This window comes from Pseudomonas sp. AB6 (assembly GCF_034314105.1).
In the GTDB taxonomy this organism is placed as follows: domain Bacteria; phylum Pseudomonadota; class Gammaproteobacteria; order Pseudomonadales; family Pseudomonadaceae; genus Aquipseudomonas.
On sequence record NZ_JAVIWJ010000001.1, the window covers coordinates 1,558,230 to 1,579,962 of the forward strand.

At 53.1% G+C, this 21,733-nt stretch carries 14 protein-coding genes and 2 pseudogenes; 12 read left to right on the forward strand and 4 right to left on the reverse strand.

Annotation, left to right across the window (positions count from 1 at the left end):
* Position 1: 1 nt before the first annotated feature.
* The 4 genes from RGW60_RS07555 (at position 2) to RGW60_RS07570 (ending at position 8,010) form a co-directional block, all read left to right on the forward strand.
* Complete coding sequence (locus RGW60_RS07555) at positions 2-772, forward strand: DotU family type IV/VI secretion system protein (RefSeq protein WP_322203533.1); 771 nt, start codon at positions 2-4, stop codon at positions 770-772.
* On the forward strand, positions 769-4,590 hold the full coding sequence (locus RGW60_RS07560) for a type VI secretion system protein (protein ID WP_322203534.1): 3,822 nt from the start codon (positions 769-771) through the stop codon (positions 4,588-4,590). The genes RGW60_RS07555 and RGW60_RS07560 overlap by 4 nt, the downstream gene beginning before the upstream one ends.
* Positions 4,587-5,678, forward strand: coding sequence for a type VI secretion system protein TssA (gene tssA, locus RGW60_RS07565; RefSeq protein ID WP_322203535.1), 1,092 nt, complete (start codon positions 4,587-4,589; stop codon positions 5,676-5,678). The genes RGW60_RS07560 and tssA overlap by 4 nt, the downstream gene beginning before the upstream one ends.
* A gap of 1,690 nt (positions 5,679-7,368) precedes the next feature.
* Positions 7,369-8,010 (forward strand): hypothetical protein, encoded by a 642-nt coding sequence (locus RGW60_RS07570; protein ID WP_322203537.1) that lies wholly within the window; start codon positions 7,369-7,371, stop codon positions 8,008-8,010.
* On the opposite strand, the pseudogene RGW60_RS07575 reads toward RGW60_RS07570, so the two are convergent.
* The 3 genes and pseudogenes from RGW60_RS07575 to RGW60_RS07585 all read right to left on the reverse strand — a co-directional run.
* Positions 8,007-8,286: pseudogene (locus tag RGW60_RS07575) on the reverse strand (IS630 family transposase); the annotation flags it as partial. The gene RGW60_RS07570 and the pseudogene RGW60_RS07575 overlap by 4 nt on opposite strands.
* A gap of 539 nt (positions 8,287-8,825) precedes the next feature.
* Positions 8,826-9,272 carry a hypothetical protein gene (locus RGW60_RS07580; protein WP_322203539.1) on the reverse strand — a complete coding sequence of 149 codons (447 nt, stop codon included), beginning with the start codon at positions 9,270-9,272 and terminating at the stop codon, positions 8,826-8,828.
* Positions 9,273-9,301: 29 nt separating this feature from the next.
* Positions 9,302-10,468: pseudogene (locus RGW60_RS07585) on the reverse strand (tyrosine-type recombinase/integrase).
* Between the two features lie 320 nt (positions 10,469-10,788).
* Here RGW60_RS07585 and RGW60_RS07595 point away from each other — a divergent pair.
* From RGW60_RS07595 to RGW60_RS07620, 6 genes are all read left to right on the forward strand, one after another.
* Positions 10,789-11,421 (forward strand): hypothetical protein, encoded by a 633-nt coding sequence (locus tag RGW60_RS07595; RefSeq protein ID WP_322170344.1) that lies wholly within the window; start codon positions 10,789-10,791, stop codon positions 11,419-11,421.
* A 109-nt stretch (positions 11,422-11,530) separates the two neighbouring features.
* Positions 11,531-13,357, forward strand: coding sequence for a Mu transposase C-terminal domain-containing protein (locus tag RGW60_RS07600; RefSeq protein WP_322170341.1), 1,827 nt, complete (start codon positions 11,531-11,533; stop codon positions 13,355-13,357).
* A 2-nt stretch (positions 13,358-13,359) separates the two neighbouring features.
* Positions 13,360-14,223, forward strand: coding sequence for an ATP-binding protein (locus RGW60_RS07605; RefSeq protein ID WP_322170338.1), 864 nt, complete (start codon positions 13,360-13,362; stop codon positions 14,221-14,223).
* Positions 14,224-14,231: 8 nt separating this feature from the next.
* Positions 14,232-16,895, forward strand: coding sequence for a TniQ family protein (locus RGW60_RS07610; RefSeq protein WP_322170335.1), 2,664 nt, complete (start codon positions 14,232-14,234; stop codon positions 16,893-16,895).
* Between the two features lie 910 nt (positions 16,896-17,805).
* A complete protein-coding gene (locus RGW60_RS07615; RefSeq protein ID WP_322170332.1) occupies positions 17,806-18,093 on the forward strand; it encodes a hypothetical protein in 288 nt (95 codons plus the stop codon).
* Positions 18,094-18,217: 124 nt separating this feature from the next.
* Positions 18,218-18,601 carry a histone-like nucleoid-structuring protein, MvaT/MvaU family gene (locus RGW60_RS07620; protein ID WP_322170330.1) on the forward strand — a complete coding sequence of 128 codons (384 nt, stop codon included), beginning with the start codon at positions 18,218-18,220 and terminating at the stop codon, positions 18,599-18,601.
* An 893-nt stretch (positions 18,602-19,494) separates the two neighbouring features.
* Here RGW60_RS07620 and RGW60_RS07625 read toward each other — a convergent pair.
* Complete coding sequence (locus RGW60_RS07625; protein WP_322170327.1) at positions 19,495-19,758, reverse strand: type B 50S ribosomal protein L31; 264 nt, start codon at positions 19,756-19,758, stop codon at positions 19,495-19,497.
* 834 nt (positions 19,759-20,592) lie between these two features.
* Between RGW60_RS07625 and RGW60_RS07630 the strand changes: the two genes are divergently transcribed.
* Positions 20,593-20,967 carry a hypothetical protein gene (locus tag RGW60_RS07630; RefSeq protein WP_322170324.1) on the forward strand — a complete coding sequence of 125 codons (375 nt, stop codon included), beginning with the start codon at positions 20,593-20,595 and terminating at the stop codon, positions 20,965-20,967.
* Positions 20,968-21,243: 276 nt separating this feature from the next.
* Positions 21,244-21,663 (forward strand): hypothetical protein, encoded by a 420-nt coding sequence (locus RGW60_RS07635; RefSeq protein ID WP_322170321.1) that lies wholly within the window; start codon positions 21,244-21,246, stop codon positions 21,661-21,663.
* Positions 21,664-21,733: the final 70 nt, after the last annotated feature.

The window sequence follows — 21,733 nt, forward strand, 5'->3', positions numbered from 1 at the left end:
TATGCCTGAAGGGAATGCCGTCTCGCGGTTACGCGCGATGCAGGAAGCACCATTGAGTAGCGCTTTTCGTCAGGCTTGGCAGGAGTGGTTGAACGCCTGGAAAGAGCTGGACAAAACCGTTGAAGACACCGCAAAACTGGTGGACAGCGTCGTCGAACTCTCGACGCGGATCACCCGTCGATTGTGGCGCAACGCATTTGCCAGCGTCGGTGATTCCGCCACGTTGCAACTTAAGGCGATGGTCTACGCTTTTGTCGCGCTGGTGGATGAAACCCTGCTGTACGCTGACTGGCCCGGGCAGACGGTCTGGCAAGAAAAACCGCTCGAATCGCGGCTGTATTCCAGCCGACAGGCCGGGCAGCGGCTGCCGCTGGAAATCAAGCGCTTGCTCGACGAGCAGGCGCCGACTAGCCGCGATCTGGGTAACGTCTATTTGCTGTGCCTGATCATGGGATTTCATGGGCGCTTGCGCGACGAGCGCGGTCAGGCGCTGCATGAAAAATGGCGTCACGCGCTGTTCATCTTCACCCGTCATCGTGACCCCGGCTATGCCAACGTCAGCCGGCTGTTGTCTGAGCCCGCCGACGTCACGCCACGCCAATTGGCGGTGCGCAGATCTTTGCCGGATGGCTGGCGGCTTGGCTTGGTGATTCTGGCATTTTCGTTGTTGCTGGTCGGCGTCGGTCATCTGTTTTGGCGTGACATCAACCAAGAACTGGAGCCAGTGCTCGACCTGGCGATTCCGTTCGTGGCCGAGGATCAGGGCGTATGACGGTCTCCATGCTGGGCTGGGTGGTCGGCGTCATTCTGGTGTTGCTGATATTGCTGTTGTGCATCTGGTGGCTGCGCAATCGCAGCGGTGCGGCGATTCGCAGTTTTTATTTTGCCGTGCGCCAAATGGAGCAGGAGCAGGGTGTGCGCGACCACTATCAGACCCCTTGGCTGATGATGGTCGGCGATGAGCCTCAAGGCTCGCAGTTGTGCACCAGTTGGAGTCTTTCACCGGCGGGCAAGCCCGCCTGGTTCGGCCGTTGGTGGTCGGATCCTGAAGGCGCGGTGTTGGTTGTGCCGCAGTCAGTGTTCTTGCCCGACGAAGGCATGAAGCTACAGGGTAGCGGCTGGTGGAGTCTGCTCGGCCTGTTCCTGCGTATACGTTCGCGCCGACCGTTGGATGCGGTGATTTGGAATGTGTCTGCCGCCGATCTGCTGGACACGGATCGGGCTGCGGCATTGGGATTATCCGCACGGCGGCGCTTCGTTGATCTTTTGCAGCGTCTGGGCTTAAGCCTGCCGGTGTATGTGGTGGTCAACGGCATGAACGAAGTCCCTGGGTTTCAGGACTTGGTCGCTGCGTTACCTGAGGATGCCCAGCAACAGATGCTCGGTTGGTCCTCGCCATATTCTCCTGATGCTGTGTGGGAATCGCAGTGGAGCGATATCGCCCTTGATCAGGTGATTCAAGCTCTGTCGGAGGCCTCGATTCAGATCGGCGCACTGTCGGGACATTTGACGGATGACCTGAGTTTCCTGCCGGAGGGTTTCGAGGGCCTGCGGCGCAATCTGCAAATGCTGTTGGAACCGGTTTTTCAGGGCAACTCCCAAGGTGAGGCCGCCGTATTTCGCGGGCTGTATTTCACCGGTACCTCAGGCCAGACGGCAGCGGGGGATGATGCACTTTCGGCCTTCGATGCACCCGCTATGCACAGCGTGTTTACGCAGCAACTTTGGCGCCTCCGGATAAACGCCGAGCGCGGCCTGGGACGACCTGTTCCGCGCCTGCTGCAACTGCGCCAGCGCTGGCAGCGTATTGCCGGCGTGGTAGTGGTGATCGTTGGCGTGCTATGGACGTTAGTCATGCTGTGGGTATGGCGCCATTCGGTGGCGGACGCCGATCAGCTGTCCCGGTTGCTACAGGATTCCCAGCGAGATTATGGCGTGGTCAGCGATGAGACCGACCGCCTTGATGTGACCCGACGCAATGTGCAGAGCTTTTGGTCCGTCCTGGAAAACGCCCCGCGCTGGCATTTCACAGCTGTGGTCTATCCGACGTCGTGGTTTTCATCGTTGGACGATCGTCTGGATCTGGTCTTGCAACACACTTTTATGAGCCACATGCGACAACCGCTGCATGATTTGCTAAAGGCTGAACTGAGGGACCTGCTGGCGATTACCGAAGCCCGGCGGCTTTCCGGTAAAGATGGTGACGATCCCGCTCAATGGCACAGCTACCTGCGGGCAGAGGAGATAGTGGCACGGTCGATACATCTGGAACACCTAAGCCAGCTATACACTCAGGCGATGACCAACCAGAGGACGCCGTTGGACGATTTAGTGCCGTTAAGCAACAGCGCGCTAGGCTTGAACCTCAATGTGGGCACCTTGCATCGTGTGGCATTTTATAACCGTCTGTTAGTCGAAAAAAGTTTGTCGCCGTTAGAACCAATGGGCACCCCCGCCGACCGCAAACTGATTGCCATGCATTTCACCAAACTCTTGGAAAGGTGGTTGGGGCATTACTTCCGAGTGGATAACTTCGAAAAGTCGGCCGAGTCTCTCAAGCTGAATTTGCAACACTTGGAGTCGAATTCGGAAAACAGCCTTCAAGAGCTGGAAAGCCTAAATACGCTGATTGACGATTTACAGGCAGCGGTCGACCTGACCAACTCGACGTGGAGTCGCGGCAAGGGTCAGGAATTGGTGCCGGGATATGTTGAGTTGATAGAACGCGCCAAGCAAAGCAAACTTCTTGGCCCGCTGGTGGCGGAAGAAATAGAAAGCCAGGCTGCGGAGATGCAGCACAGCTTCAAAGTTCAGTTTATCGCGCAGGGGGCAGCCGGCAGCAACCTCTTGGTGCAGGGCGGCGGGGGGCAGTTGGCGTTGCAGGATCGCATTACCGAACTGCACACCGCGGTCGCTCTACTGCTTAAACGCAACTTCGTGGCGCGGGCCTTACGCAGACGGGGCCCTGCTGAATCCGAGCAGATCCAGCAAGTGGATAACGAAAGCTTGAGCGTCGCCTTAGGCTATTACGACAGCTACAAGCTTTATGCTCACGAAGCCTTGTCGAGCATTCCGCCCATTTACCGACAGGCAATGCTCGGCGCCGCCGAGCAGACGGCAGCCGAGTCCATGGTGCTTAGCCTGCGAAGTCGTGTGGTCCAGCCCGACCAGGAAAACGTTCCGGTGTTCGATGTCAGAACCGATCAGGCGCTGGCGCTGCACGCAGCATTCATTGAGCTACGTCGTCCTGATCTTGCCATCAGCCTGCAGAATTACCTTAACCGGGTTGCGCTTGCGGATGTGACGATGGCGGATAATTCGATCATGGAGCAGCCGTTATTCAGCAACCGGGCCGATATCAGTGAGTGGGACGGGTCGAAGAATTTTGGTCTGCTATTGTTCCGCGCCACCGACGCTCAGGATCTCAAGCGCAGTCTGGATCAACAGTTCACGGTTATCTCTGCCATTACCGAACAGCACGGACCGGCACTGCAATGGCTTCAGACTCAGACGCACAACCTCCCGTTAGGAGAGGTTGAAATGGTCAATCACTTTGGTTCCATGAACGAAGAAATGATCAAATACAAGGCGCAGAACCCAACCAGTTCTCCGGCGCTAATTACCCAGTTGCTCAGCCGCGACTTCAATGACATGGATGACAGCAGCTGTATGAGCATCTTGTTGTCGGCGTCTGCGCCGACGGCGGCAGGGCAATTGACCCAGCGCTGGCTTGGCCTGCAACAAGGCGCCCTCCAACGCTGCAAAGCGTTGCAGCAACAACAAGCCTCGGCTGCCTGGAACGCCTTGGCCGGTTACTTCAATCAATACCTTGCGGGACGCTTTCCGTTCTCCACCGACCTGCGGGCCAAAGACGCCGATCCCGCTCGGGTTCAGCATTTCCTGAGCTTGATCGACGCCCATTTATCGCAGGCACAGGACGGACTCAAAAGCAGTGCTCCTCATGATCGACTGGCGGCCAACGAGTTTCTCGAACGCCTGAAGCAGGCTCGTCCGTGGCTGGGAGCGATGTTGCTGCGTGACAAGGCTGGCCTGGTGGGGATAGATATGGAGGTCCGCTGGCGCACCGATCGAGACAGTGAACATGGCGCCGACCAAGTGATTGCCTGGACTTTGGGCGCCGGCAATCAGGGTATTGGCTACCCCGGCGAAGAGCAGCAAGTGTTGCATTGGAACGTGGGTCAGCCGATCAGCCTGATGCTGCGTTGGGCTAAAAGCGGGACCCAACAACCGGTTAACGATCCGCTTCAGGCTGACCTTCGTGTAAGCGGACTCGAAGCTGAATGGCAATACCAGGGGCCATGGTCTTTGTTGCGCTTAATGGGGGCGCACGTATCGACACAACGCCAACCGAATATGGACTACACCGATTTCCCGCTGAGTTTGGAAGTGCCCGTGCATGCGCCGCAGAATGAAGAGAACCAGACGTTGATGTTCGTGCGCCTATCGCTCATGAGCCAGGGAGGCAAAGCCCCACTGTCTATCCAGCCGTTACCGGTTCAAGCTCCGCGTTCGCCCTACGGGTACGCTCCGCGGGCCATTGTTGATGCTGGTACAGGGAGCAATCCATGAGCAGTATTTTGCTGCCTTGCACCGATCGGGTCAGCGAACTGCTCGAACCGTTGACTGCGGATTTACCCTGTGGCAAGAGCCTGCGTTATGAACCCGACTTGGACCGGCTGCGGGATCTGCGACGTGAGGACGACACCAGTTTGCCGACGGGGGTGTGGAAGTCGGATATCAAGCGCGCGGACTGGAGTGGCGTAGAAGCACTCGCCACCACGTTGTTGCTGGAGCGCAGCAAAGACTTGATGGTCGCTGTATGGCTGGGCGAGGCTTGGCTGCATAAGGACGCACTGCTGGGGATCACCGATGCACTCGCGTTGGTCAGCCAGCTATGCGCGCGTTATCCGCAAGATTTGCACCCTCAAGCGGAGGACGGCGACCAGTCATGGCGCGTCACTCCGCTGGACTGGTTGGCTCGACGTTACGGGGAGTTGCTGCACACTCAACTTCCGTTGCTCGGTGACAGAGAAGGTGATTTCGCCGGGTTCAGCCTCTTCGATTGGCAGCAGATGCAGCGCAAGCAAGTGGCTGTGAACGATACCAAGGCAGCCAAGGTTGCCGCTGGGCTCGCGTTAAGCCAACAAAACAAATTTAACGAGCAAGTGCGCAGCACGCCACTTGTGTGGTGGTTACGCAGCCTAGCCGCGATACAACTGGCGACTAAACAATTGGCGGTGCTGGAAAGCTGGAGCGACCTTCAACTACAGGAACTTGCACCTACTTATGTCTTGCTGCAGAAAATTCTGCAGTCGTTGACGGTACTTTTCAAGGAGTTCATTGCAATGCACCCGCCTCAGATCGTGGTGGCTGACCTTCCAGACTCAGCATCGCAGGCAATCGTGAATAACACCAGTGAGCAAACGGTTGTGGAAACTACCGCAGTCTTCACTGAACCACGCAGTCGTGAGGAAGCCTATCGCCAATTACTGCTTATAGCCGATTATCTGGGCAGAACGGAGCCTCACAGCCCGGTGCCATACTTGATCAAACGGGGAGTGGAGTGGGGTAACAAACCCCTAAAGGAATTACTTTCGGAATTGATCTCGGCGGATCCAGAAGCTAGGCGGTTATGGACTTTACTCGGGGTTTTGTAATTGCTTCGATGCCCTTTACTGGCTATATCGGTCTATTTGGGGGTGATATTAATTAACCGCAGTTCGATGCGGAGCGCTGGTGTCCAAGCGATTGTGTGTTTTTTGACGGGTTAGATCTCATCGAGGTAGGGGCAAGCCAGTTTTGCTCACGACTCATTTTTTATGCAGAGCCAGCGCTACGACTATGAGGCTCGATCGGTCAAAAATGCAGCAAAATATTCAGAGCTTGATCACAACGTAGCCGGTGCATCCGTCCAGCCAATTCAAATCAAATCAAACGCGGACACGATTGGGCCAATGAAGAAACCAACCACAAAAATGGGACGAAGCCACAATTAGAAACATAGTACTAGGACACTGGAAAGTTCAGCATTTCGGAAAAGGATTCCGCGATTCTAAAGTGATCAGGATTGAACCGTACTATTGCGGCCCTGAAATGGCAGACCTAGTGTTTAAACCGCACGTGGTCAAATAAACGTTGTCTGCTGCCGATGCTTTGGATATGTCGCCTTGGGATTGGGGTGATTTGCAGCCGAGCCAGACAGATCATTTCACTTTGCGTCGTACAGTGTATATCGCGCACCGCGGACGCCGACTTCAACTAAGTTCGACAGTTTCTATTACTTGCCGCATGACAAAAGGGAAGCATTACGCGTGTAGTGACAGTTTTAGATTCCCGTTGGACATGTCAAGAGGCACACGCTGTGACAATATCTACTCGTTAGAATCGTGAATTGGATTTAGATAGTATAACAGTCGCTGCGGAAGCAAGGATAACTCGGCTCCGAGCCAGCGTTGGAAGAACTGCATTCGTCGTTACCTACATGCCTCGTTCTTTTCATGTGTGCTAAGCGGTGCAACTCTATTGTTTTCGGCTGAGTCACCATTTGTAGTGGGTAATCCGACCATTCGGTGAATCGCTCAAATACCATAGAACGGAGAGGATTGTTGATCGCAGTGAGTGGGCGAAGCATATCCATTATACCGGCCTGTTCGGTTTTTCTCTTGGCTGGGGTCAACGTCAGAAAGTAACTCGTCCTTGCAATGGATTTTTCATTAACGCTATTTCCACATAATTAAGCGAGCATGAGCACTGACTGGTAAATTTGCTCGCTCGCAGGGGCAGCATCGCATTGAGGCCATCCAGCACTGTACTTTACCAACTGGTAAATTACCGCTTTGTCATTTCTCGTCACGGTCAGGATGAAGGCAAGACCTTCTCCTAATAAGCCCATCTGGACAATCATGTTGGTCAAATGTAGTCGAATCCATAGATAGGGGTTGGGTCGTCTGCGTACCACTTCCTGGTGCCTTTGTGTCGCATGCCGTCGAATGTGTGCCGAACTTAATAGGCTAGGCCTGACAGTAGTGGGTCTTCAATCTTGAGTAGGGTGCTTTCATCAATGACACAGTGGGTGAACGTTCATAGCGCTTTGGGTTCGTAAGTGTCTCGACAGAGCACAAGCCCTAGGTTATTTTTCCTATGGCATGCTGCATCATGATCGACCCTGATGATTGGCATTGCTACAGAAAAGGCGGACAGAGGCAACATGTCGCGCTCCCAGATTGGGCCGCTGGTGGTGTGGGCGCGTAGACGGTCAACTATTCTGCCTGCTTTGACGGCCACCTAATTCGGTGCTAGTTTGTGCTTCACTCGGAATCTAGTTGATTTAACATGGAGATTACCTAATTGAACGTCCCGCAAGATTGGGTAAAAGCTTTAGAGGCATTGGGCTCTACCAAGACTGGTGGAGCAATGTTGGCTGACCCTGTTTTGGCAGCAGTTGTAGTGCGTGAAGATTTGACTTTGAAGGCTTATGGGCAGGCGATTAGTGGCAACCTCCTCTTGGTCGGCGCGCATGGGCTATCTGTCCCTCAAAAGGCGTGTGTACTGGCACACGAATTAACTCACTGCCATGACTTGGCGACAGCCAACATGAGTTCCGTGGAATACGCGAACGAACATAAAATAGCGCGCACTGAATTAAACGCTCATACAAATCAAGGCGCAGTACTTCGTGAGCTTATGGAAAATGAAGCATACAAGGCTGACATCGATCTTTTCATTAACGGGACTACGACTTTTGCAAGTTCTATCAGATGGACTAATCGAGATGCTGTTAAACAGGACCTAATAAGTAACCCTCAGTATTCATCCGCAATGCACGCCCACACATTGGATTACAGCTCCTTCTTTGAATACGAGCCATTCTTTTGTTCTCCCACCAGAAACTTTCAATGCGACGCAAATTGGCTGGTGAAGATGAGATGGCAGGAAGTTAGACGCTATGTTTTTGGCAGGAAGAGCGTTGCTCACCCCAGAAATAGCTAGTCTGCCGTTCTCGAAATAATGTATTTGTTGGATGCAGCTTCAAGTGCCTCACGCGCGCGTTGGATTTTGTTCAAAATCTCCTCTCCCTTTGCGATCCAAACGTACCGGGTCGGCTGAGCATTGCGTAATGCCATGAACGTTGTAATGGGCTTTCTAACTTGCGCACCGAGGGAAGGTGCCGTCGCGCAAGTACACCGTGATGTCTCGATAGAAGCGCTCAACCATGTTCATCCATGAGCTGGAGGTTAACGTGAAATGAATATGAAAGCGCGGATGCTACATTTATTCTGACCATGTCGGCCTTTCATCGGCCGTCGCAACCGCCGGGACCGGCGGGATTGTGGTTCATCGAAAAACTCAAGGCGCTGTGGCACGGGGAGTTGGCACCGGGCGGACTATCCTCTTGACCGGGCAGGCTAGCAATGTGGTGTCATACCTAAGGTTGTCAGTAAGGCCCTTTTTTGTTCCAATGAACACTCATTTTGTGTGGGTTCTGTATACATGCGTCAGTAAGGGAGGGCTGCAGCGGGTACTTTGACCAGTACATGGAAAGATCCTGTCAGATAGACAAAACGTTTAGATGGGCGGGTCAGGTCATTTCGCTTGCTTAAAGGCTTTGAGAAGTTTATCCGGAACAAAATAGAGCGAGCCTCGCGCGCGCGAACACGCGACATAAGAGTTAGATAAAACCTCTCGTTCGATGCGTTTGAGCAACCGAACTTGCTCATCAAGGTCTAAACCAGACTGCGAGAGAAAAATTCGCGCATACGGGTCAATCCGTACTGACTTTGTATCTTTGATCGTTAGGTAAGTATTTAGATCAAAACCTTTAATCCCTCTATCAACTCCCCAGGGATAAAGCCTGCGGAACCAATGAGATTATGCCGGGAGCGTTTGAACCCTTCTAATTGGGCGATTAAATCTTGACGATCCCAAGGAAAGCGGCGGGCGAGACTGGCACTTGATAAATAAACAAAAGTTCTTGCAAACATGAACGCTGTATGGGGAGCATACTTCTCTAATGCATATGCCATAAAGCCTTTGGCGATTTCATTAAACTCTGGAGTTAAGTCAAGTTCGGCCCAATCAATTTTCAGTGCAACTCCACCGTCGTACCATGTCCACACATTCAATCGAGTATCGACGTACCTTGGCTGGTCATTAGTGCGAGTTCGAATAGCAACCTGAGCCGGACCCTTGAATACGTAAGCCGGCAAAGAGGAGGAGGGTGACGCGTGTTCTTGATCGGCTGATTTGGTCACGGCGAACCTCCTTAACTTTAAAGTCGGCTCTAGGCTGCCGAGGCACCCTGGGCATTGTGGAGGTTGGCCGACTTGGCTAGATAACGACTTGCATAACAGCGTGGCATCGTCGAAGTGTCAGACCAGCCGCAGACTCGTCGGAGTTCGTCCGTGGCCCGCTCCAGGTCACGCCCACGCTTCTCCACCAGGTAAGCCAAAAAGCGGTCGGCAAAAGTGTGGCGAAAGTCATGAGCAAAAAGTGTAGGCAATAGTCTCGGATGAGCCAGTTCAATGGTCAGAAACAGCCGATCAAGGACGTTAGACAACGCGCGGATCGACAGCGGACGGCCTCGGTCAGAGATGAACAAATAGCGGTACAGCATTTTCATTGGTCTGCCGTTACGTATGGGGCGCCGATCGCACTGGATATAGCGCTCATAGACCTCATACAACTGCGCGGAAATACCTACCGTCCGCCCGTGTGTTTTCAACGCGGGCTCTTCAGCGCGCGGGTCGCCTGGGTCATGTTCGCGATCATTGATGCTGACATAGGCATGCTGAGAACCCTGGTTGATATCCGTGGTGTAGAGCTTCAGAAGCTCTCCGCGACGGATACCGGTCTCCAGCAGCAATTCAATCATTAGCCAATTGCGCAACTGCAGTCGTTCCGGAAACGGATTCTCTGCGTCGCCCGGGCGAATCAGTGTGTGAATGATCTGGAGTTGCGTATCTGTCAGGCTGCGGTAACGACTGCGGTCCGGCCGAGCATTGATGATATGGCTCTCAAAGCGCCGTTCAGTGACGTCGGCGACATCTGTAAATATAACCTCGATGTTAGCCAAGTTAGTTGAGTTCTGACGGACGCGCGGGATGTAACAGGTGACACATCAGGACAGGTACTGCTTCAGCAGCCGCAGGTACTGGTCACGGGTGCGCGGATCGATCTGCGGAAAAGGTGCGGTTTCAGCTTTGCCGATTCGGGCGACTAGGTTGTCGGCTCGACGGCCGCTTTGGAGCCAAATGGCGTAACCGTCCAGTAAAGCCAGAATCGATTCGAATTGGCAGGCCAAGATGGCGTCATCAATATTGAGGTCACGGCTTTTGGCATAAGTGTAGAAAGCCTGGATCGCACGCAAATTTGCCGCAGCAGTATTGTAAGCGCTGTGACCAGCCGCTAAAAACCGATCCCCTCGCAACCCTCGCGTTTCCTCCCTCACGCCCTCTGCAGGGTTAAAAAAAATAAAATCCACCCTGGATTTTCTTCATTTCAGTTTTTTGACAGCGTAAAGATTTTACATTCAACCTATTGAACTAATTGAACTAATTAAAAAAACAAATTTATAGAATTTGACGTAGTCGGTTTGCCTGCTAGACCTCAAACAAGGCAGTGTTGTTTTGAAAATTTATGGCTTAACGCCATTAATGGTCATGCATACACAACCTACTCAGGAAGTGTTGCCTAAGTCGAAAAGTGTCGGATGCCAAGTAGGCAGAACCTTCTTCACGTGCTAGCAGAACTTACTAAGCGAGGCTCTTCATGGCTCATGCTAAATCACCCAAGTTAAGGCTCATCAAAACCGGTGCTATCCCGACCACGTACAGCCCTCGCACTTTGATTCAAGGCAATGGGTTTTTCCCGGCAATACCGGGATCGTGTCAGTTGCTGCCTAAGCTCCGATTCATGAGAGCCGATGCTTCACTGATGCTTTGCGTTCAGCATCCAGGAAAGCATGAGTTCAAACCGGTGTCGTTCACTCACCTTCCTGCGAAGGTGATTATCGCGCCTGCGGCAGTGAAACTTCCTATGGGTGCTGATGAGTTTAAGGCCAGCGAAAGTTGGCCTCATAAAAGTCCGTTCGACCCTCAGTCCCTTGACGCCCGGTCGCTGCGCGGAATCGCAGAACTGGCGCAAGAGCCGTCAGCGCTTCCTGCGAGAACTGCAGAGATCGTCGAGCATGCTATCCGAGCCGGGTGGCTCGACGCATGCAGCACTAAGCGAGCTGTGTGGAACGACGTCAGGGCCAGGTGCCAAGAAGCGGGCATCAAGTCGCCATCCTACAAGACGGTGGCTACAGAAATTGATCGACTGTTTTCTCATGAGGTGCTGCGCTTCCACCCGCTGAATCGCGAGGCGTTTACGGAAAAGCCAGGGGGCTACCCTTCGGAATAGCCCAAAACTTATATCCTTGGAAGCGCCGGTATCATCGGTGTCTCAAGGACTATTGACCAGCGCGGTGCTTGCGCCTCAGCGGCGCCGGCTGGTCGCGTGGAGGTGTGCCATGGGCACATACACCAATCCAGACGGCAGCAAACAGCTTGTAAATTTTGAAGGGGATATCTGGGTCGTCGAGGGCATCGACGAGACCACCCGAAAGCTGCATCTTAAAAGCATCCGTAACGACACACTGCGTCTTGTGAGCTCCGCCCAGGTAGAGTCCGTCGATCACGAGACGTTACTTCAGGCGGCTGTTGCGAAGATTGCAGACAAAACCGCGAAGCGAGCCTTAATCCTGGGTGATGATTTCACACCAGAGCAGAAAGAGCAGGCGCGCCATCGCTTTGAAATCATAGAAAAGCAGTTTGCCGATAACTTGTCAGTCGATGAAGCCGCCAAGGAATGCGGTTTGAGTGTCCAGCGCTACTACGAAGTGCGTAAGCGTTTTAATATTGAAGTAGGCCCTATCAGCTTGCTCGGTAAAAAGCGCGGGCGCAAGAAAGGAACTAAGGCCATCTCCCCTGAAGTCGAAAAGATCATCGCTGAGCATGTATGGCTTTTTCGGGGGGAGGGTGCATCTTATCGGACAGTTTGGAAGGGCGTCCAAGCAGCCTGCTTTGAATTGAAAATCGACAACGTGCCCTCGTATGAAACTGTATGCGATCGGATGAATAACCTGCCTGAGCACATGAAAGATCGTCAGGTAAACGGGAAGAATCATGCTGACGACGCTTTCAAGCTTCGGGACGGCTTCCGCGAGCTCAGTCGCGCGCTCGAACAGGTACAAATGGATCACACCATAGCCGACGTTTTCCTCGCGAGTCGGTATGACCGAAAAGACCCTGTTGGGCGCCCCTGGATCACAATAGCCGTTTGCGCGAAAACGAAAGTCATCCTCGGCTTCTATATCAGCTTTCGGTATCCCAGCTTGGCCAGTGTTGCTCACACCTTGAAGCATGCAGTGATGAGTAAAGAAACGTTCATGAAGAGCGTTGGCCTGAAGGATCATGAGTACGAGTTCTACGGCGTGTTCGATGAACTGTTAACCGACAATGCTCGTGAGTTCCGTTCGGGCAACCTCGTCGCTGCCTGCGCCTTGGAGGGGATCAAGCTACGACATCGCCACCAGAAGCAAGACGGGGGTATCTGCGAGCGCGTCCTCGGTACCTTGAACGTTGGGTTTGTCCATATGCTTCCCGGAGGAACAGGATCGCGGCCGCGCAAGGATCGCGATTTCAATCCGCAAAAGCACGCTGTAATGACGCTGGAAGAGTTCACCCGGTACTTCACCTTGGCCGTGTGTGAATACCACGACACCGCTGGAGAGGATGGCAAGACTCCACGTGATCGCTGGCGGGAAGCGCTTCGGGATGCGAAAGGCCGTCCTTTGGCGCCTCGTCGCGTGCACGATGTGAAGAATTTCATCATCGAGGTGCTGCCAGAGAAGCACCCTAAGATGTCGAAAACCGGCCTCAAGGTGAACGGCTTCCGCTACTCAAACGATGTGCTTCGCCACATGATCGGGAAGCCAATTCGAGTGAAATATGATTCGGCCAACCTGTCGATGGTGTTGGCTCGGTTCGAAGGGCAGTGGATTGAAGTACCTTGCTGCGAGAAAACCACCGGTACGCTCACCGCGAAGGCGATCCTGCAGAAGTACCTCAAACGCGCTGGCAAGCTGGGTGAGCGCGCCGTAAAGGCGTTCCTCGCCCGCGCAGATCAGCTTCGCCAGTCGATCCTGCTTGATACTCCCGCCATGCGTAAGCAGCTTGAGATCAATGACGCTGATAAGGAAGTTGGGCTGGTGACCCATCACCAGCGGCCTGGCAAAAAAAGCAAGCAGGCTACCCGCAACTTTGCTCTTGATGTCGAACCTTTCGAGGGGGAATAGCTATGGACTTTCCGCATCTCGCTCAGAAGCTTCAGCAGGTAGCAATGCTCGATGGCCCTGAGCGCATCATGTATTGCGATAACCCGCTCTGGATCAAGACTAACACTAGCGAAACATTCATCACGGGGATCGAGCGAATGATCCACGCGACGCGAATTGGTAGCCGATCCTGTATGGGGCTCATAGGCATCAGTGGTATCGGAAAGACGAAAATGATTGAGCATGCTGTAACGCGGCTCAATACTCCCGACGCCACATCGATTCTCACCATCGATCTGTCTGACTACGGCCGGCACATTGACTTGCAGCAGGTTTTCCTCAGCCATCTGGGGTTCACGCAGTCGGTAAAATCCCTTTGCACCGCGTCCGGCATCAAACGCATTTCCGAGCGTATCAAAGAGATGAAGCTGGCTGTCTGCATTCTCGATGAAGGCAATGCGCTCGCTGGCGTGAAAAGCATGCTGATCCAGCCCAATTACACATACCTGCGTGCGATGGCGAATCGTGATTTTGGGGTCAGCTTAGTGGTTGCGGGTACAGAAGATTTGAAGGTCTTCTTGGGCATTGATTCTCAACTGCGATCGCGTTTCGGCGTGTGGGAAATCCGCCAGTGGCATGCAGCTGGGGAAGACTTGTCTCGCTTCCTGAAGGCGTTCGTTCGGTTCATGCCGTTGCGCAAGCCATCAACCCTGGATACCTGTGAAATCCAAGAAAGCCTGGTATCGAACTGCCGTGGTAGCACTCGCGATATCGTTTGGGTCTTGATCACCTCCGCCAAGCTGGCCATCGAGACCGGGCATGAATGCATCGACGAAGCGCTGCTGGATGCCTGTTTTGAGGCCCGGCTTCCAGCTTTCCTGGAGTAGCCTTCAACATGGGGCGGCGCTGGATTGGGAGCTCTGCAAACCAAGCGCCGCTTGAAAGCGTACTTGAGTCGATCGGCGAGTATGGAGGGAATACTCATGGCAAGCTGATTATCGTTAGAGGAGAGGCTGGAGCGGGAGCTAGCGCTTTCGCTTCACGTCTCCATTCAATGCTGTTGCGCAAAAACATCCGAGCCGTTTTCGTCCCCCGAGCCCCCTTTAACGCAGACTTTGTTTTTTCTTCCCACTTCTTGAAGTCACTGGGCTTACCCAGCTCTTCTGTTGACATGATCTCAGGCCAGAAAGTCAGGCTGCATTACGAGGCAGCAATCCATCTGCGTCGTTATCAGGCTGTTATCTGCGAAGATGCTCACGATTTTTTTCATAAGCGCCAGATGAAAGTCCAAAACATCTATGGATCCATCCAGCAACTGACCCAACCACCTTACGGCCACTGCGTTGTGCTTTGTGGACTACGCGATCCATTGACTGAAGTGGGGCACGTTGCGCAAGCGATGAAGATTGATGTCGAGTACGTCGATCTGGAGCCAATGCCTTGCGACCCGCACTACCTGGACTTCGTCCGTGACATTGCGACGGTCATGCGGATGGGCAATCCCGGCAACCGTGTTAACACATTCCTACTCTCTCTCAGAGCGAAGGGACGGGCGCTCTTACCGCTACCAGCCAGCGAGCCACGGGAGGTGCTGGTTCGACAATCTACGCTGGCCTCCGTCGGAGCAGATTCCGATCTCGCGACTGAGCAGACTCACCTGGGTGCGTCATCCTTTCTAGCGCTTTATCCTTGCCCCTTGACCTTCTGTGGGCTCGACGTTGGCATTCTGCACGCACACACAAAGGGGTTGGTCGGGAACACCGTGACGGTGGTCAGGGGGCTTATGGCAGCCTCAGTGGCAACTAAGGCTTCCACCTACTTTGACACGTTTGACTCCTACCCGCTGCCACCAAATGATGCGTTTCCGAGCTCACCTGCCCGCTTTGAACGAGCGAAACAGCAGAAGGTGGCACAGGAAACAAAAGGAGCAGAAGGCACTGAAGAAACCAAACAAGCTAAAGAAGCAGAGGCCGCCATTTCATCAATCGGCTCAATCGCCGACGAACTCAGTCACTCAAGCGACGCAGCACTTGATCAACCAGCAGGATCAGAAGATCTTTTAAGCCCTGAAAGCGAACTTGGGTGCGATGACTTATTTAGGCGCCAACCCGACGCATCTGACACTCTACGCGGCATGCAAATCCTACTGCCTTTCGTATTGGGCGAGGATCGGCAGATAGAGGTACAGTTGGAGCTTAACCTTGTCATCCCTATCACACGGACAGATCGGCCAGTCGCTGCGCCGTTTGTCGCTCCTGGAGGAGCTACAGAAAAAGGTCTTTCATTGAGTACTGTGTCGGGCAGCTCAAGCTGTCTTTATAACCAGCGCTCAGCTTCAATCGATTCGCTTACTAGCGGCAGCCGCAAGCAACGCGGGGCATTCTCAGGTTACTTGACGCCACTTCATGACGAAACCTTGGGCTCATGGTTATCACGGAATGCGGCGTCGAGCGCGGTCACTGTCATTCACGATGGATTTCTGGAATGGTGCACCGCGCTGCTGCAGCCTACGGCCACCCCGTTTGCGCTAGCTACCGCTCACGATCTCAGTCAGCTCTCCAGCACCAAGAATGCTGCGGAGCAGGTCGACTATGCAGATGAACACAAACCCTGGAATCCGGAGGTGCTGCTTGGCAGCCCTCGCTCCCAAGATCATGGCCAGGATGCGAGAGACCTTGAGTGCGATGACCTCTACAGGTCTGAGGTCTTCCTGAAGGCGTTCCCTGACCCGACAAGCACCCATGTGACGGAGCGCTTTCGTCTGCCGATCAATGCAGTGGATCAAAATGATAACCGCCGCTTCTGCGCCCAATGCCTAGAGGAAGATGTGGCCGCGATGAGAGCTCCTGCGTTGCGGCGTGCATGGCGTAACAGAGGCTCAGCTCTCTGTGCCGCACATCGCCAGCCAGTATTGCTACAGCAGTTGGAAAAAGGGCACCTGAGCAACTTCACGGGAGGCTGGCAAGCGTATATGCAGCAAACAACGCGAGGGTACTTCGATCATGGGGTAGGGCTGGTTTCTCGCGACCGTTGGGGATACCAAACTGCATCAGCCGAAACTAGAATTTGTCGAATAGTTTTGCGGATTCAGGTTTGGGTGGAATATGCGCCTGTGGTACCTGCGTATATGCGCCCATCCAAATATTCGCTGTACTTCTTGCTTGGCATCTTCTTGTACCAGGGTAACCTTGTTAGCGATGGCGGCGCCGCCCGTTGGTTCCTGGTAGCTGCCCGAGGTTCGAAGTTAAATTCGCATGAGTATGACAAACCAACCGTTGCGCAGATGGTTAAAAATATCGAGTCGGCCCCGCCACGCTCGTTAGCGATTGCTTACTTACTTCTGGGTTCGGCATTTGATCTTATCTCCAAAGAAGAGGTGTGGTTTATACGCCAAACTTTAATATTCACTGCCAGTTCTTTTCCGGTGACGCGCGACGAGCTTAAATTACTAACACGGTGCTTCCAGTCTTATCACCTCGATGCCATCTGGAGCAGCGCACTTCAGAATCTACCCATCGACGATCTCGTTCGACTGGCTTGGTTGCTAAGGGATCGTTAATGACTCTAAATATGAACAAGCGGCGGAGAAAATCTGTTACCTTCAAAAATTATGGAACATCGAAGTGCAGCAGTGGCTCGTTAGAAAGGTAGATCTTCTGATAGTGGTCAAGGTACCCAAGTTGGTACTACTTAGAATCCAAAAACAAACAGCTACCTGACCATGCAAGCGCGTTCAATCCTCACGGAGGCAGTGTAGGCGTGAGGAGCTAGGCGATGGGATACACCCATAGGTTGCACCGTTCCCACGGAGACATGGAAGCACGGAGGGTTAAAGGACGCCGAGCGCCGATCGGGTTGAGTCGCTATTTCCCTCTTTGTCACCGTAAAATTTAGCGTGATCGTGCACATCCGCCGTCCAAGAATGCACGACCCAACTGTCAATATATGAGAAAATGTCTATATTCGAGAAGCTCTGACACCACCGAGATAGAGCATTTATGCTTCGGGGAGCGACGGAACAGGGGGCTAGGCGCTGCTATCGAAAAAAACCGCAAGGCCGATATTCTCAAAAATGTTAAATTTAGCGCTCGCTTTAAGCGTCTTTAAGCATAAATTGATAATATGCCATTCACGCATAGCTGGCCCGGCTATGATGGCACTGTATTTCTCATCGGAAAACGGTTCGATCGATTGTTACGGTTTGGTGATGCAATCGCTTTAACTATCTGTTTTAGAAAGATAAATTTAGATGGGCGTCTATGATCATCTGTTGTGGGATGGCCAATGAATAGCAAAACGTCCGTCCGTCGCGTCAGGAAGTCTTTGGTCTTTCCACGGGAAAAGTTAATTACTTGATTATACAGGCTTTTATGTTTTGCGACACGCATGCTAAACGCTACTGTCGGCTTTGAGCGGTGCATTTCATGCGCTACACTCAAGTCAAGTCAAGTCCGAGCGGGCAGGCAGCTATGAATCGACCCCATACGTTTGTAAGGCACCTACAAATTAAGAGTTTGCTGGCACGAATTGACAGCGACATGCATGCGCTTGAGACCAGCGATGTCAACTATCAACTGGATCGGGCATTCAGTGCCGAGCTTGATGAGCTAATAAGCCGATACGGGTACACGGATCAGGAAGTAGTGGAGCTGGTAGAGCTCGTTGAGGCTCATGAAACTCACGGCAGTGATGGTATAAAAGTGCTGATAGATCGCATCTCTCCGGGCATTGACACTAGCGCAGGTGATGAGGCGTGAGGTATGTAACTCTCAATGGCACGCCTGCCGTCCTGTCAGGTTTCGCAGTTGCCACTTGTGGGCTATACGATCGCGCGGGCGAGGATAATCAACGAGTCGGTGTTTATTATAGGGGGGATAGGTGATGACTGCGATCATGGATTACTTAGCGCTTATGGGGAAGCTAAAGAAAATCGAAGATGACACTTCTCTAGATAGGGACGCCCGATTCTATCAGGAATTTGTAGCGTTGAAAGCCCGATACAGTTTTAGTGCTACAGATGTTCTCAGATTATTGAGGCCAGCGGCGTCGGTCTCTGCGCCCTCACTGGTTGAAGATCTGTTCGAAGCACTCTTATCAGAAGAGAAGTTGAAGGCCGCTGCGAATTCAACTACAAAACCGTTGCGCCGGTATCGAAACCCTCACACCGGAGAAGTCGTGGAAACCCGGGGCTCAAATCATGGCCGCCTTAAAGAGTGGAAAACGCAATATGGTGCAGATGTGCTGCCTAGTTGGAGAGAGTTATAATTGTCCAAGTAGAGTCTCCTCTAGTCACCCTTCGCGTCATAGCACCCCGGCTGGGCTTCTCCTATGGTTCATATTTGCTGATCTTTAAACCAGCTTTATGGCCCGAAGCGCCGCTGAGGCTCTACATAACGTCACGTATTGCCTTCTCGACGTTCTCCTCAATACGGGCCCCTCTACCGAGGGGGCGGCCTACCTACACGGCTAATAAGATGGCCCGGCGGTCAGGGCGGGCTTTTTGCAACGGCTAGAATCTTCCCTGTGTAGATGGGATGCGAAGCAGTTTTCGACATCTGGCATTACTCCCCGATAGGTTCTACGTGCCAGAGTCGGAAGCTGATGCGGATGCGGATGCCGCACAGTTCGGCATCGACCATAAGACAACGAGGGAGGGCTCCAAGACTGCATTGCTGTTTAACCAGAAGCTCCGCCAATCACGGCTGACGATCTTCGAACTCAACCAGCCCAAACCCGGCATGGCTCTTTTGAAAGCAAAAATATTCAGATGTGTTTCTGGACACTGGAGCACGGTTACGTGACCGCAGTCGTAGAGCGAAGCGAGTTGGATAGATATGGGCGCGATTGACCGGCAATATAACGGCGGAAGGAACCGGTTGAATGATGGCTCGTACAGCATTCTGGCAGGGGCTGATGAAGGGGGCGATGGCGTAGACGATAAGACGGACGAGAGTAGGGCAGGCGTCGCCTCACTTATGTTTCCTGGAATCAATCACAAAACCCAAAGCAATTTGGATCTGTCCAGGCACGGCCCGCACCTCTGTGATGCAACAACGAATCTAGACCACTTGTTTGCGACCAAACGAAAGCAGCCCCTTGGGTTAAGGGGCTGCTCGGGGTCGCTGGTTTGGGAAGCGGATGAGCTAGTAGATAATGAATCACAGCTGGTCGCGCGAGCTAAATCCAGCGAAGCGTTGGTTGAAACCAGCAATGCGGCCTTCATGGGTAGCCGTACGCTGCTGACCTGTGTAGATGGGATGCGAGGCGCTCGATACATCCAACGCAACGTAGGGGTAGGTATTCCCGTCACTGTGCTTTTGCACCCTGTTGGTGTTGGCGGTAGAGCCGATAAGAAAGAAGGCATCGGCAGCAGTATCGTGAAACAGCACTTCTCGATAATTCGAATTCGTATTGGATTTCATGATGCTCTCCGTTTTCCAGATAACTATGTCAATTCGATGCCGGTATCAGCGCCGCAATTGAAAGCGTCCGTTGACTGCTTGATTCAAATCATCGTGCATCTCTGGCGTCATGTAGAATCGATTCAGATGATGGAGATAATCTCAAGGGGCAATATGCGGGTTAGCTCAAAGTCTTAATAAGGGACAGTTCGGCTTGCTTGAGTAAAGAAGGCCAAAGCTGGTGACTAATTTATCTAGGGGCGCCGGCGGATGGCCTCCTGTGCATGATGGATTGGTGTCTAGCAGACGGAACGCCGCTGGAGCTAGGCAAGTTGCCTGGCCATACATTCGGCAAGTCGTGAGATAAAATGGATTTTGAGCAGCTTCAGGATCTAGCACGCGGTTTGTTTTGGCAACGTGTCGAGCCTGCGGCGCAATCACGTTTTTTAAAAATCGACAGTAGAGGCCTAAGCTTGCTGCCGCAGCCAATCTGTTGGTGGCGATGCGGGGCGAATCAGCCCTGTGGCTGTCGCGGTATCGATCAGAGCTGCGCCGGGTTGGCCGGGCGATTAGAGTGCGGGTCTTCGGGGGAGCGGGCACGACACTGGCCTAGGTGATGGAAAAATCAGGGAGGCCAGCATTGGTTCGAGTGGTCGATTTTTGGCTATTTGAAGATCAGCGGATCATTCTGCCTTGCTCAACAACGGTGCTGTTGGTGCGGCTCCACATTGCTTTCCATGGATCCCGTCATATTTTTTGACCAGATCCAAGCTGGCGTTGTATGCCGACGTCATCAAGTCAGCGTTGGTTGCGGCTTCGGCGTCATAGCAGTACAGGTATCGATCGCACTGACGAATGCAAGCCGTGCATGTCTGTATTTATCCCGGTGAGGTACGTCAACCCCTGGCTATCGTGCATTTGAAGAACGAGGAGGATTTCTTCGACAACCGAATCTTCAAGTTCGTGGAAGTGCTCAACGGTGTCGGTGCTTTGGAGGCTGGCTTCTATAAGCGGATCAAATACGGTACCGACGATGATCTCAGGATCAAGCCGATTCGGGACGGCTTCAGCCGTGGCCTGGCCGACCTCATGCTCGCAGATTATGCAGAAATGGTCTGGATCGGATCGGATGGCGAAGTCCACGTCGACTCGCGCATCGTCAGAAAAATGGTGAGAGACGAAGTCAGCGATCTGATGATCTTTGAGGCGAAAATGAGCTTCCGGGTTTGATCGTAAACGCCTGGAATTAACAACGTGGCTCTGGTGGTGGCGAGCTATCTGGGCTTTGCTCAAGCTGGCCACCGACCGACCGACCGATCGACCGACCGCCTGGCTTGACTGTATGTGAGTGACCCAGTCCTCCCCAGACAGCTAGACCATGATCATAAGGCTGGTGCGGGGTGACCGAAGCCCCATCTTGACCAAGACACGTCCTGGATCCGCCGGCAGTGGTAGCCTAAGGCTTCAATTGAGTTGGCGTAGGGTAGGGTAGGGTAGGGTAGGTCAGTGAAAGCAGAGATCAAAAACAAGCTCGCGATCGGCAAGCGGAACGAATTTGCCATCTGGGGATACTTGCTCGGGGAAGTATTTGACGTGTTCCCATCGCTGGTTGACGACAAGGGCATCGATGGGATCGTCGGGCATGAAGGTCGCTATTTCGAAGTCCAAATCAAGAGTGGGGAAAACTGGAATAATCAGCGAGGGCTTAGTCGTGCTGCCGTCAGCGTGAATCCTGATCGTATTTTCTTGATCTATAACACTCTCGAGGACGAGGTTCGATATTTCACAGGCCGGCAGATTCTAGATGAGGCTGAATGGCAAAAGTCCATTGACTACAGCATTTCCCAAATCAAGCTTCCCAAGCGGATGCTGGAAAAGTATCAGGCCCATGACTGGGCCGGATTCTTCGCGTACCTGAGGTCTTAGCATCGGGGATGATCTGCTCTCAGGTAGCTACATCTTCAAAAACTGGCTCATGTCCAGAAAGGCCTTTGGG